General features: G+C 51.8%; 14 protein-coding genes. 13 read left to right on the top strand and 1 reads right to left on the bottom strand.

Annotated elements, in window-relative coordinates; genetic code table 11:
• Nucleotides 1-371: 371 nt before the first annotated feature.
• Nucleotides 372-1,193 (top strand): MBG domain-containing protein, encoded by an 822-nt coding sequence (locus tag QZ105_RS08975; RefSeq protein WP_293729580.1) that lies wholly within the window; start codon nucleotides 372-374, stop codon nucleotides 1,191-1,193.
• A gap of 127 nt (nucleotides 1,194-1,320) precedes the next feature.
• On the opposite strand, the gene QZ105_RS08970 is transcribed toward QZ105_RS08975, so the two are convergent.
• Nucleotides 1,321-2,256 carry a DMT family transporter gene (locus tag QZ105_RS08970; RefSeq protein ID WP_293729579.1) on the bottom strand — a complete coding sequence of 312 codons (936 nt, stop codon included), beginning with the start codon at nucleotides 2,254-2,256 and terminating at the stop codon, nucleotides 1,321-1,323.
• Nucleotides 2,257-2,657: 401 nt separating this feature from the next.
• Here QZ105_RS08970 and nrdD point away from each other — a divergent pair, with 401 nt between their 5' ends.
• From nrdD to udp, 12 genes are all read left to right on the top strand, one after another.
• On the top strand, nucleotides 2,658-4,784 hold the full coding sequence (gene nrdD / locus QZ105_RS08965; RefSeq protein WP_293729578.1) for an anaerobic ribonucleoside-triphosphate reductase: 2,127 nt from the start codon (nucleotides 2,658-2,660) through the stop codon (nucleotides 4,782-4,784).
• 14 nt (nucleotides 4,785-4,798) lie between these two features.
• The gene (gene nrdG / locus QZ105_RS08960) at nucleotides 4,799-5,338 is read left to right on the top strand and encodes an anaerobic ribonucleoside-triphosphate reductase activating protein (protein ID WP_293729577.1); all 540 of its coding nucleotides are present in this window, start codon (nucleotides 4,799-4,801) and stop codon (nucleotides 5,336-5,338) included.
• A 257-nt stretch (nucleotides 5,339-5,595) separates the two neighbouring features.
• Nucleotides 5,596-6,036: a PaaI family thioesterase gene (locus QZ105_RS08955; RefSeq protein ID WP_293729576.1), complete on the top strand. Its 441-nt coding sequence runs from the start codon at nucleotides 5,596-5,598 to the stop codon at nucleotides 6,034-6,036.
• 69 nt (nucleotides 6,037-6,105) lie between these two features.
• Nucleotides 6,106-7,245, top strand: coding sequence for an acyl-CoA dehydrogenase family protein (locus tag QZ105_RS08950; RefSeq protein WP_293729581.1), 1,140 nt, complete (start codon nucleotides 6,106-6,108; stop codon nucleotides 7,243-7,245).
• A 255-nt stretch (nucleotides 7,246-7,500) separates the two neighbouring features.
• Nucleotides 7,501-7,782, top strand: coding sequence for a nucleotidyltransferase domain-containing protein (locus QZ105_RS08945; protein WP_293729575.1), 282 nt, complete (start codon nucleotides 7,501-7,503; stop codon nucleotides 7,780-7,782).
• A gap of 13 nt (nucleotides 7,783-7,795) precedes the next feature.
• Nucleotides 7,796-8,128 (top strand): HepT-like ribonuclease domain-containing protein, encoded by a 333-nt coding sequence (locus QZ105_RS08940; protein WP_293729574.1) that lies wholly within the window; start codon nucleotides 7,796-7,798, stop codon nucleotides 8,126-8,128.
• 10 nt (nucleotides 8,129-8,138) lie between these two features.
• Nucleotides 8,139-8,591, top strand: coding sequence for a signal peptidase II (gene lspA, locus QZ105_RS08935; RefSeq protein ID WP_293729573.1), 453 nt, complete (start codon nucleotides 8,139-8,141; stop codon nucleotides 8,589-8,591).
• Nucleotides 8,546-9,493 carry an RluA family pseudouridine synthase gene (locus QZ105_RS08930; protein ID WP_293729572.1) on the top strand — a complete coding sequence of 316 codons (948 nt, stop codon included), beginning with the start codon at nucleotides 8,546-8,548 and terminating at the stop codon, nucleotides 9,491-9,493. The genes lspA and QZ105_RS08930 overlap by 46 nt, the downstream gene beginning before the upstream one ends.
• A gap of 68 nt (nucleotides 9,494-9,561) precedes the next feature.
• Entirely contained in the window at nucleotides 9,562-10,113 is a 552-nt protein-coding gene (gene pyrR / locus QZ105_RS08925) for a bifunctional pyr operon transcriptional regulator/uracil phosphoribosyltransferase PyrR (protein WP_293729571.1), read from the top strand.
• Nucleotides 10,114-10,138: 25 nt separating this feature from the next.
• The gene (locus QZ105_RS08920; RefSeq protein ID WP_293729570.1) at nucleotides 10,139-10,777 is read left to right on the top strand and encodes a lactate utilization protein; all 639 of its coding nucleotides are present in this window, start codon (nucleotides 10,139-10,141) and stop codon (nucleotides 10,775-10,777) included.
• A gap of 47 nt (nucleotides 10,778-10,824) precedes the next feature.
• Nucleotides 10,825-12,051, top strand: coding sequence for a phosphopentomutase (locus QZ105_RS08915; protein ID WP_293729569.1), 1,227 nt, complete (start codon nucleotides 10,825-10,827; stop codon nucleotides 12,049-12,051).
• Between the two features lie 12 nt (nucleotides 12,052-12,063).
• Nucleotides 12,064-12,858: a uridine phosphorylase gene (gene udp, locus QZ105_RS08910; protein ID WP_293729568.1), complete on the top strand. Its 795-nt coding sequence runs from the start codon at nucleotides 12,064-12,066 to the stop codon at nucleotides 12,856-12,858.
• The last annotated feature ends 88 nt before the right edge of the window (nucleotides 12,859-12,946 follow it).

Genomic DNA, 12,946 nt, shown 5'->3' with positions numbered 1-12,946 from the left:
CAGCTGGCGGCAAATATGCTGAAAACAAGGGCAGCAGGGATACTGCGGATGCAGGGACATATGGAGACAGTCTAAGCATTTCCAATATCACTTTGAATGGCGATAAGGCAGATAACTACACTATTGATGATACTGCAAACGGTGGCATTGTAGTTAATAAGGCTGATTTGATAATCAACGTAGGGAATGCAGAAACGACATACGGGACGAGGTTTGACGGGAGCAAGTACAGATATACGTTCGGTGAGAACGCAGGGCTTGTAAACGGCGACGCTGCAAGCGTACTGGGAACAATCAGCTACACGAACGACGCAGCGAAGGATGGAACGAACGGAGTATGGACGAAGGATGCAGGAAGCTATGGAGGCGCAGTGAACATCGAAGGGCTGAGCACGCTGGGTAACTACGATGTAACAGTGAACGCAGGCGATGCGACGGTTAACAAAACAGAGCTGACGATAACGCTGAACGACGTAACAAGAGTTTACGGCAACCTGGACAAGGCAGATTATGGCTATAATGTTGATAACCTGACAAACGGCGATACGGAAGAAAGCCTGAAATTGTTGCTCAATGTTCTTAGTGATGGTGCTATAGCAGAAGGAACTATCGATAGCCCGACAAAGACCAGCGACGCAGGAAGCTATGAGTGGACTGCAAATGTCAGCGGCGCAGAAGGGCTGGAGAAGAACTACAACGTAAAGGTAACCGATGGCAAATCCGACGTAACGAAGGCACACATCACCATCACCGTTAACGACCAAACAATGCCTGCCGGCGGCGACCAACCGCAGTACACCGGCAATATCAGCGGCATAACCAATGGCGACAGCGATACCGGCCTGTTTGGCGATTATAGCTATGGCCCGCAAGACGACGGCGTTGCTGCCGAAGTCGGCAAGCATACTATCGGCATTACTATCGATGGGCAATATTATGACTTGGACAGCAGCCTTAACAATGACACATTGAGTGAAAACTACACTTATGAAATCAAATCTGGTACGCTGACTGTTACCGACCCGACTGACCCGATCGATCCGACCAAGCCGATCGACCCGACCGACCCGAGCAACCCTGACGTTTGGCAGGCGGAAGATAAATACCCCTGGTACCAATGGGATAAGCAGCGCAATGAACGCGAACGCAAGGCAGAGGTTCACTTTGTGGACGGTGGTATGACTATTCATTAAAACTAACAGCATTTGTGCTTAACGCAGATGCAGATAGTAAATCTCAACAACTGAAAAAATAAGCGAAGGCTGCGTACGGTAAAGCGTATGCAGCCTTCGCTGTTTCTTTAATTACGTTATTACTTTATTACTTTTCCTTGTTCCAGGGCAGCATGTTTGCGGGGATTTGCGCCAGCATGATGGCGGCGAAAACTAAAGCGCAGCCAAAAATTTCGCGGGCGCTCATGGCTTGGCCTAAAAGGAGCCAGCCGCTGAGCAGGGCGAAGGCCGATTCCAGGCTCATGAGCATACAGGCTAGTACGGGCGCGCAGTGCCGTTGCCCTACTATTTGCAGAGTGTAGGCGACGCCGCTTGACATAATGCCTGCGTAGGCGATAGGGAGCCAGCCCTGCACAACGCTGCTCCAGGAGGGATTTTCAAAAATCAGCATCAGTACGCCGTTAAGCACGGTGCAGGTGGCAAATTGCACGAGGGACAGGCGCACGCCGTCCAAATCGGTAATAATTTTGTCGACGCAGATAATTTGTCCGGCAAAGCAAAAGGCGCAGATTAGAGTATAAAAGTCGCCCTTGTTGATGGAAAAGCCTTCGTTGATGCAGATAAAATACATGCCTACGGCGGCGACGGCTACGCTTGCCCATTGCAGCAGGCTTACGGAACGGCGCAGCACGAGAAAGCTGAGCAGCGGCACCAGCACGATATACAGAGCGGTAATGAAACCGCTTTTGCCCACGGTGGTGTACATAATGCCCAGCTGCTGCATAAAGCTTGCCAAGCTGAGCGCGACGCCGCAGAGCACGCCGCCCTTGAGCAGCCGTTCGCGGCGCAGCGGGTCCTTCGTCCCTAAAATAGTAAAGGGATGGCCGGAGATTTTATCGATAACCAGGCAGCAGCCCAGCAAAAAAATTGTGGCTAAGACGCTGCGGGCGCAGTTAAAGGTCAGCGGCTCGGCGTAATCGCTGCCCAGACTTTGGGCAATGAAGGCCGTACCCCAAATGAAGGCGCAGGCCGTGAGCATTAAAATGCCGCCCAGGCTGTTCTTTTTGGCCGGAGAATTGTTCATAAAGCATCGCTCCCAAGAAAATAATGTGACGCATTATATTCTACCACATTTTAAGATGATGTACAAAGGCGACACGTTAAAAAATCGGCGCTGACGCAGCTTTTGCGGCGGCGTTTTTTGTTGAGCATGCTCCCGCGCGGGACGCGGCTGTAAAGCCAGCAATAAAAAATACGGTGAAAAAGTAGTTAGTGCAACATTAACAGGGGGCAGGGTCTACAATACGGGAAAACAAGATATTGTTTATAAATCTATTTACACGCACGATATATTGTGGTACAATAGGTTTGTAACACAATGCGAGTCACTAATTTTGACTGTCGTGAACGCGCAGGTTCAAGGCTTGTCCGCTGCCTGCGCTCCTAATGAAAATATATCGCTAGTATCTGAAAGGAAGAATGGAAATGAAGGTTATCAAGCGCGACGGCGCCACCGTAGATTTTGACAGCAGTAAAATTGTCGTAGCTATTCAAAAGGCGAATGCGGCTGTCGATCCGGAATATCGCATCGAGGAGGACAAGATTCATAAGATTGCCAAAAATGTGCAGAACCGCAATCGTATGCGTCTGCTGGTGGAGGATATTCAGGATATGGTGGAGCATGGCTTGATGGACGAGGGCAAGTTCGAGCTGGCCAAGCAGTATATTATTTACCGTTACCAGCGCGCGCTGGTGCGTAAGGCCAACACCACCGACGAATCTATTCTGTCTTTGATTCGTAACAGCAATAAGGACGTTATGGAGGAAAATTCCAATAAGAACGCAACTATGGCCTCCACTCAGCGCGATTTAATTGCCGGCGAGGTGTCCAAGGATTTGACCAAGCGTATTATGCTGCCGGAAAAAATCAGCAAGGCTCACGAGGAGGGCGTGCTGCATTTTCACGACGCCGATTATTTTATTCAGCCGATTTTTAACTGCTGCCTGATAAATATTGGCGATATGCTGGACAACGGCACGGTTATGAACGGCAAGCTTATTGAAAGCCCCAGAAGCTTTCAGGTAGCCTGCACCGTTATGACCCAGATTATCGCTTCCGTAGCCTCCAGCCAATACGGCGGCCAGTCGGTGGATATCAGCCATCTGGGCAAATATCTGCGCCGCAGCTACGAAAAATTCAAGAACTGCATTTTAGAGGCGGCAGATAATCATGTGGACGCCGAAACTCTGGAGCAGCTTATTAACGAGCGCTTGCGCTACGAGCTGCGCAGCGGCGTGCAGACAATTCAATACCAAATCAATACCTTAATGACCACCAACGGCCAGTCCCCCTTTGTAACGCTGTTTTTGAACCTGCGTGAGGGCGACCCCTACCTGAAAGAAAACGCTATGATTGTGGAAGAAATTCTGCGCCAGCGCTTGCAAGGCATTAAGAACGATAAGGGCGTTTATGTAACGCCTGCTTTCCCCAAGCTGGTTTACGTTTTGGACGAGCACAACTGCCTGAAGGGCGGCAAATACGATTATATTACCCGTTTGGCTGTAAAATGCAGCGCCAAGCGCATGTATCCCGACTATATCAGCGCCAAGAAGATGCGCGAGAATTACGAGGGCAATGTCTTCTCCCCCATGGGCTGCCGCAGTTTCCTTTCTCCCTGGAAGGACGAAAACGGCAACTACAAATTTGAAGGCCGCTTCAATCAGGGCGTAGTATCCCTGAACCTGCCGCAAATCGGCATTGTGGCCGAGGGCGACGAGCAAAAATTCTGGAAGCTGCTGGATGAGCGTTTGGAGCTGTGCTACGAAGCGCTGATGTGCCGTCATAACGCTTTGAAGGGAACCAAGAGCGACGTCAGCCCCGTGCATTGGCAGTACGGCGCTATCGCCCGTTTGGAAAAGGGCGAAACCATCGACAAGTTCCTGGAAAACGGCTATTCCACCATTTCCTTGGGCTACATTGGCCTGTATGAAGTTACTAAGCTGATGAAGGGCGTCAGCCACACTACGCCGGAGGGCAGAGAGTTCGCTCTGCGCCTGATGAACCGGATGCGCGGCGCCTGTGATAAATGGAAGGCTCAGACCGGTATCGGCTTCGGCCTGTACGGTACGCCGGCCGAAAGCCTGTGCTACCGCTTCGCCCGTATCGACAAGGAGCGCTTCGGCACTATTGCCGACGTAACGGATAAGGGCTATTACACCAACTCCTACCATGTAGATGTACGCGAGGACATCGACGCTTTCAGCAAATTTGAATTTGAAAGCCAGTTCCAGAAAATTTCCTCCGGCGGCGCTATTTCCTATGTGGAAATTCCCAATATGCGTCACAATACCGAAGCCTTGGAAGAAGTCGTTAAATTTATCTACGACAATATCCAATACGCCGAATTTAATACTAAATCCGACTATTGCCACGTCTGCGGCTTTGACGGCGAAATTACCATTAACGACGACAACGAATGGGAATGCCCCGTTTGCCACAATAAGGACCATGGCAAGATGACCGTTATCCGCCGTACCTGCGGCTATTTGGGCGAAAATTTCTGGAATGTGGGCAAGACGAAGGAAATCAAGGCCCGCGTAATGCACTTGTAAGAGGGTGAGCCTTTATGAATTACGCAACGATAAAAAATCTGGATATCGCTAACGGTCCCGGTCTGCGCGTGTCCTTATTCGTCAGCGGCTGCACCCACCATTGCAAGGGGTGCTTTAACCCCGAAGCCTGGGATTTTAATTACGGACAGCCCTTTACGCAGGAAACGGAGGAAAAAATTTTCCGCCTGCTGGAAAACAGCCATATCCGCGGCCTGAGCCTGTTGGGCGGCGAGCCTTTTGAACCCGCTAATCAGGCGGCGCTGCTGCCTTTCCTGCGTCGCTTTAAAGAAAAATTTCCGCACAAGGATTTGTGGTGCTACAGCGGCTATAATTTTGAAAAGGATATGCTGACCGGCAATTTAGGGCCGTGGGAGATTACCCAGGAAATGTTGTCCTACATCGATATTTTAGTGGACGGCGAATTTGTGCTGGAGCTGAAAAATCCTAACCTGCGCTTTCGCGGCAGCGCCAATCAGCGCGTGATTCGCGTGCAGGCTTCGCTGAAGGAGGATAAGGTAGTGCTGTGGGACGATGAGGAGGGACTGCTGGTTTAGGCTGGCCGCAGCTTTCTGGTAACGCTGCGTTATCCTGAAAGTCAACTTAACAAGACAAATTTAAACGCCTTGACGGCATCGCGCAAGCGGAGCTGTCAGGGCGTTTTTGCAGAAGAGGGCTTTTTCCAGAATAAGAAAATTAACCCTGCTGCAATGTTTTTTGCACCAAAGTGTTGAGTTAAAAGCAAATTTGTGGTAAAATATCAAAGATATAATGACAGTAGTATTTGCATCTGGCGAAAGGATGGCGATGGCCGGTGGTGGAACAGGTAAAGGATGTTCCCGCTTACATCCGCAAAATGTACGGTTACAATTCCTTTATGACTAATTTTGGCGTTCATATTGATGAAGTAACCTGCGGCGGCGCGGTCGTTAGTCTGGAAATCGATCCGCTGAAGCATTTTAATCATCGCGGCATTTGTCACGGAGGCGTATTGGCAGCCTTGGCCGATTCTGTCTTAGGCGTGACGGGAGCCAGCGTAGGCGCAGCGGTAGCCACGCTTAATTTCAGTATGAATTTTATCCGTAATGTGCATAGCGGCGGACGGGTTTATGTTAGAAGCAGGATTCGCCACAATGGGCATAAAACCATGGTAATCGAAGCTGAAATGTATGATGCAGACGATACCTTAATGGCAACTATTTTGACAACGATGTTTGTTGTCGGTCGTTTTGAAGAAATACCAGACAAATGGTGAACCTATCCGCATTAGTTTGGAATGGGATAATGATTGCGGCTTGTCCGCAAAATATTTAAGGAGGATATGATGGATTTTGCACTGAACGAGGAACAACTTGAATTACAGGAAATGGTGAGGGAGTTTGTTGAAAAGGAGATCGCTCCCTATGCCGCTGAAATGGATAAAGAGAACCATATGCGCGACGGCCTGATTGCCAAGGCCGACGAAATGGGCCTTTTGAATGTTATCGTTCCTGAAGAGCTGGACGGCCCCGGTCTGGACAGCATTTCTATCGCAACCATTTATGAAGAGCTGGGCAAGGGCTGCGCAGGCGTAGCAACCAGCTTGGCCGCCAACAGCCTGGCAACGGTGCCGGTGCTTTTGGCCGGCACCGACGAGCAAAAGAAAATGTACTGCGACGTACTGAATAACGGCGGTCTGGCCGCTTTCGCACTGACTGAACCCGGCGCTGGCAGCGATGCAGGCGGCGTTTCCACCCGTGCGGAAAAGAATAAAGAGAACGGAACCTATACTCTGAATGGTACTAAAATGTTCATTACCAACGGCGGCTTGGCCGATATCTTCCTGGTATTCGCCAACACCCGCAAAACCGGCGGCATCCGCGGCTTGACTGCGTTCATCGTACCGAAGGGTACTCCGGGCTTCACCATCGGTAAAAAAGAAGACAAGATGGGCATTCGTCCCTCCAATACCTGCGAGCTGGTGCTGCAGGACGTAGTTATTCCCGAATCCTATCGCGTAGGCCGCGAAGGCGAAGGCTTCCGCATTGCCATGAACACTCTGGACAGCGCTCGTCCTTTCGTTGGCGCTGTGTCCGTTGGTATCGCTCAGGCTGCTTTGGACTGCGCTGTAAAATATGCTAAGGAGCGCCGTCAGTTTGGTCAGCCCATCGCTTCCTTCCAAATGGTACAGGCAATGCTGGCTGATATGGCCATGAAGGTTGAAACTGCCCGCCTGCTGGTGCTGAAGGCTTGCTGGATGCGCGACCAGGGCATGGAATTTTCCAAGGAGGCCGCTATGGCTAAGTGCTATGCCGCAGACGTAGCTATGCAGGTTACTACCGATGCCGTACAGGTAATGGGCGGTTACGGTTATACCAAGGAATATCCTGTAGAGAAGATGATGCGCGACGCTAAGATCATGCAGATTTACGAAGGCACTAACCAAATTCAGCGCTTGGTTATCGCCAACAAGCTGCTCTACTAAACTGCAAGATTATGTCCCCTGCTTGTAACAAAGCAGGGGATTTTTTTGTAAGTTTGTGTGTCGGCTGTATTTTCATGCCGTGAGTGTGGTATAATGTTGTACACAGGGATTCGCGAGCCGGAAGGCGAAGCGAGAGCTGATGTACAACATATACCTGGCACCCGGCGATTGACGAGCCGCAGGCGACGGCAGAGCCGCGGTAGACATGGTATAATTAATAAAGTGATTTATTGAATACTTAAGGAGGAGTGAATTATGGATATTGCGCAAATGAAAAATATTGTACATACTGTGGTTCATGAATATCCTATCAAAAAAATTACGCTTTTTGGCTCGCGTGCAGATAATACTAACAGAAACGACAGCGATGTAGATTTAATTATTGAATTTTATCAGCCGGTATCCTTGCTGACTTTATCGCAGGTACGCCTGCGTTTGGAGGATTTGTTGGGGCTGCCTGTTGATGTTGTGCATGGGCCGATGCGCTCAGAAGATTTGCTGGAAATAAATCATGAGGTAGATTTATATGTCGCGTAGGGACAAAATTATTTTGCAGAAAGTAATTGCAGAAATAGATATTGGTTTTGATATGTTAGGGGAAGTAGGCTTAGAACAATTTTTAATTGACGAAAAATTGAAGCGAGCTATTTGTATGACAGTTATTAACATCGGTGAGCTGATAAAGAATATTACTGATGAAACCAGAAATATTTATCCGCTGATTCCTTGGAAAGCTATTGCTGGGATGCGCGATTTAACGGCGCATAAATATCAAACGCTGCGTATGGAGGACGTCTATAATACTGCGAAAATAGATTTCCCGGAGCTCAGACAGGAATTGCAAAAGATATTAGATACATTAGATAAGAATACAGAACAATAGGAGAACTTATATGCTTTATGGTTTGCTGGCTTTGGCAGTGGTGCTTGCGGATCAGCTGACAAAGCTTTATGTTGCAGCGCATTTTGCGGTGGGGGAAAGCGTGCCGGTGCTTGAAAATATTTTTCACTGGACGTACATTTTAAATCCGGGCGCAGCCTTTGGTATTATGGAGGGCAGCCGCTGGCTGTTCGTGGTCATTGCCCTGGCGGTGATGGGCTGCGTGTGGTTCCTGCGGCGGGAAATTGCGGCTAACGGCCCCTGGGCCTGTTACGGCGCGGCGCTGTTTGTCGGCGGCGCTATCGGCAACCTTATCGACCGCACCCGCCAGGGTTTGGTAATCGACTTTTTTGATTTTCGTATCTGGCCTGTATTCAATGTGGCGGATATCGCTATTTGCGTAGGAGTTGGAAGTATTATATGGAGTATAGTGCAAACGGAGCTGCTGGCGAGCAGGAAAAACTGATTATTACGGAGCAGGAGGCTGGGCAGCGGGCCGACGTGGCTCTGGCTTCGATGCTGGAACTGACCCGTTCCAATATGCAGAAGCTGCTGGAGGAGGGGCGCGCCGTGAAGGGCGCGAAGGTGCTCAAGGCCAATTATAAGCTGCGGCTGGGAGACGAAATTACCGTTACGCTGCCGGAACCTCAGCCCTTGGACGTGCAGCCGGAAAATATTCCCTTGGATATTATTTACGAGGACGATGACGTAGTAGTGGTCAACAAACCGCGCGGCATGGTGGTGCATCCGGCGGCGGGCAATTACAACGGCACACTGGTCAACGCGCTGCTGTACCACTGCAAAAATTTATCGGGCATCAACGGCGTGATTCGTCCGGGCATCGTCCACCGGTTGGATAAGGATACCAGCGGTATTATGATTTGCGCCAAAAACGACGCGGCGCATCTGTCCTTGTCCCAGCAGATTCAGAATAAAACGGCGCAGCGCGCTTATTTGGCGGTGGTGCGCGGCAATATTAAAACTGACGAGGGCGTTATCGAAACGCTTATTGCCCGCGATAAAAATGACCGTAAAAAAATGGCGGTGGTTAAGGAGGACGGCCGTCATGCCATTACGGAATACCGGGTGCTTGAGCGCTTCGGCAAGTACACCATTGTGCGCTGCAGGCTGCGCACCGGGCGCACGCATCAGATTCGCGTGCATATGGAATATTTAGGTTATCCTCTGGTGGGCGACCCTAAATATTCGCCGATGAAAACGCCCTTCGCTATTAACGGGCAGGCGCTGCATTCCCAAACGCTGGAATTTGATCATCCGCGTACCGGTCAGCGGCTGCATTTTGAAGCGACTCTGCCGGAGGATTTGCAGAAGATTGTGACGCGCCTGCGCTTAGGGCAGTTTAATTAGTTTATTTTGCTCTGGCCCCTTGGGGGGAGCTGAGCTGGCAAAGATAAAATTTTTTAGAGGTGACTTAAATGAGCAATTTTGTAAAAAAGAATGTGATTATGGACGCCGACGCTATGCGCCGCGCCATCGTGCGTATTTCCCATGAAATTATCGAAAGGAACAAGGGTGTGGAAAACGTGGTGCTGGTAGGCATCCGCACTCGCGGCGTGCCCATTGCCGAGCGTCTGGCCGCCGCCATTAAGGGCATTGAAAATGTGGAGTTGCCCGTAGGTATGCTGGATATCACCCTGTACCGCGACGACCTTTCCACATTGGCCTATAACCCCATCGTACACGGAACGGAAATCGATATCGATTTGCAGGGAAAAACCGTTATTCTGGTGGACGACGTACTGTACACCGGCCGTACTATCCGCGCCGCTCTGGACGCGATTATCGATATGGGGCGTCCTAAGGCTATTCAGCTGGCAGTGCTCATCGACCGCGGCCATCGCGAGCTGCCGATTCGCGCTGATTTTGCCGGCAAGAACGTACCGACTTCGCATAAGGAAGCCATCAACGTTTATCTGGCAGAGCAGGACGGCAAGGACGAGGTAGTTATCGGCGATTTGGAGGACTGACGGCTGCTGAACGGGAGGCAGAATTATGGAACAGGCAGAAATTTTACGTAATCAATTATTAGGCGAAACGCTGGTAAAAAAATTAACCCAGCGCGGCTTCGGCGCATATTACTGCGCTGATAAAAACGCGGCGCTGGCTAAAGCGCTGGAGCTGATTCCCGCGGAGGATGTGGTGTCCTGGGGCGGCTCCGTAACGATTCAGGAAATAGGACTGCTGGAGACGATTAAGCGGCGCAATCCCGTTATCGATAGGGATACGGCGGCGAACGCTGAAGAAAAAACGGAGCTGATGCGCCGGGCTCTGCTGTGCGATACTTATTTGATGAGCGCGAATGCCATCAGCAAGGACGGTCAGCTGGTGAATATCGACGGCAACGGCAACCGTGTGGCCGCGCTGATTTACGGACCCAAACAGGTCATTGTTATCGCAGGCATGAACAAGGTGGCAGGTACGCTGGAGGGCGCGCTGGACAGAGCGCGCAACGTAGCCGCTCCCCTTAACGCCGCTCGTTTTGCCGGGCTGCCGACGCCCTGCGCCAAGACCGGCGCTTGCGCTGAGTGCGCTTTGGCGCAGAGCATTTGCTCCCAGGTGGTTATTACCAGAACCTGCCGCACGCCGCAGCGCATTAAAGTAATTTTAGTGGGCGAAAGCCTGGGCTTTTAAGTACGGCACGCGTTTCGCAGTTTATCTTGTGTAAAGCAGGTGAAAAAATGGCGAGGACGATAATTTTACTTTTAGATTCTTTTGGCATCGGCTATGCGCATGATGCCGCGGCCTTTGGCGACGAAGGCGCCGATACCCTTGGGCATATCTGCCAATGGTTTGTTGATAACCGCAAGGACGCGCAGGGCAAAGCGCAGCCTTTGTATTTGCCGAATCTGGCGGCCCGCGGCCTGCAAAAAGCGGCGGAGCTGAGCCGGGGCGCGGCGCTGCCCGCTGCGTTAGGCGCGGAGCACAGCGTGGGCGCGTATACCTACGCCCAGGAGGTGAGCCGCGGCAAGGATACCTTGAGTGGTCACTGGGAAATTGCGGGTGTGCCGGTGGATTTCGATTGGGGTTATTTCCCCGACGTACCCAAGTGCTTTCCGCATGAGCTTATAGACAAACTTATCGAGCGGGGAAATCTGCCCGGCGTTTTGGGCGAGAACCATGCTTCCGGCACGGAAATTATTAAGGAGCTAGGCGAGGAGCATTTGCGGACGGGCAAGCCCATCGTTTATACCTCGGCGGACAGCGTTTTGCAAATCGCGGCGCACGAAGAGACTTTCGGTTTGGAAAGGCTGTACGCTTTGTGCAAGCTGGCCTTTGAACTGGTGCAGCCCTATAAAATCGCCCGCGTTATCGCCCGCCCCTTCGTGGGGACGTGCGCGGAGAATTTCGTCCGTACGACCAACCGCCACGATTACGCAGTGCCTGCGCCGCAGCCGACGCTGCTGGATAAAATGACGGCGGCCGGCGGCAGCGTGTACGCCGTGGGCAAGATTGCGGATATTTTCGCTCACCGCGGCATTACGAAGCATTACGCTGCCGGAGGTCTGGATAAATTGGTGGACGCAACGGTGCAGGCGGTGCAGGACGCGCCGAATAACGCCATCGTCTTTACGAATTTTGTGGATTTTGATTCCAGCTACGGTCATCGCCGCGACATTCGCGGCTACGGCGAGGCTCTGGAATATTTTGATAAGCGGCTGCCGGAAATTACGGCTTTACTGTGGCCCGACGATTTGTTGCTGATTACGGCGGACCATGGCAACGACCCCAGCTGGCACGGCACGGACCACACGCGCGAAAAAATTCCCGTGCTGTTTTCCGGCGCGGGGATGCGCTGCGCGCAGCTGGCGCCCATGGATACCTTCGCCGATATCGGTAGGACGATTGCCGATTATATGGGGCTGGAGCCGACCTTTACGGGGAAGGCAGCGATCTACGCAAAATAAGGGGGCGATTTTATGGAAAAAAATTACGCCGCTTTTGACGAGGTTATGTATCACGTGGGCTTCGCCAAAAAAGATTTGCAGGGCGCTGTGTTGGCCGTGCTGCCGGGCGACCCCGGCCGCGTGGAACCCTTGGCCAAAACCTTGGGCGAGGGCGCGCGCTTTATCGCCAGCCACCGCGAGTACACCAGCTGGCTGGCGCGTGTTGACGGCGCGCCGGTTTTAGTGTGCTCTACGGGCATGGGCGGGCCGTCCGTCGGCATTTGTCTCGAAGAGCTGGCGCGTTTGGGCATTACCCATGTGATTCGCGTGGGCACGACGGGAACGATTCAGGAAAAAATAAATTTAGGCGACGTGATTATCAATAAAGCTGCCGTGCGTCTTGACGGTACGTCGGGGCATTACGCGCCGCAGGAATTTCCGGCGGTAGCCAGCTTTAGCGTCACGGGCGCTTTGGCGCAGGCGGCGCGCTCTTGCTGCGCTCCCTTTCACGTTGGCGTCGCCGTTTCCAGCGACACTTTCTGGCCGGGGCAGGAACGCTATGACAGCTTTACCGGCTACGTGCCGCGGCGTTTTCAGGGCAGTATGCGCGAATGGCAGGCGCTGGGCGCGCTCAACTACGAAATGGAAACTTCCGCGCTCTTTGTCGTCAGCCAGGCCTTGGGTTTGAAAGCCGGAGCGGTTTGCGGCGTAGTAGTAAAGCGCACACAAAGCGAAAGCGTGGCTGCGGATGACGTTTATCTCAGAGCGCTGGCCTATCAAATCAAGGTAGTGCGCGGCGCAATAAAAATTTTGCTGCATATCGCTTGATTTGCGTCCGTAAGGAGGTGCAAACTATGCAGAAAATATTCAGGTTATTGAGTTGCTTGTGCTTCGCCGTTTTGTTGGCGGCCGCCGC

It is taken from the genome of uncultured Phascolarctobacterium sp. (assembly GCF_905212365.1).
Lineage (GTDB): Bacteria > Bacillota > Negativicutes > Acidaminococcales > Acidaminococcaceae > Phascolarctobacterium_A.
This window is presented reverse-complemented; position numbering and strand designations above follow the sequence as displayed.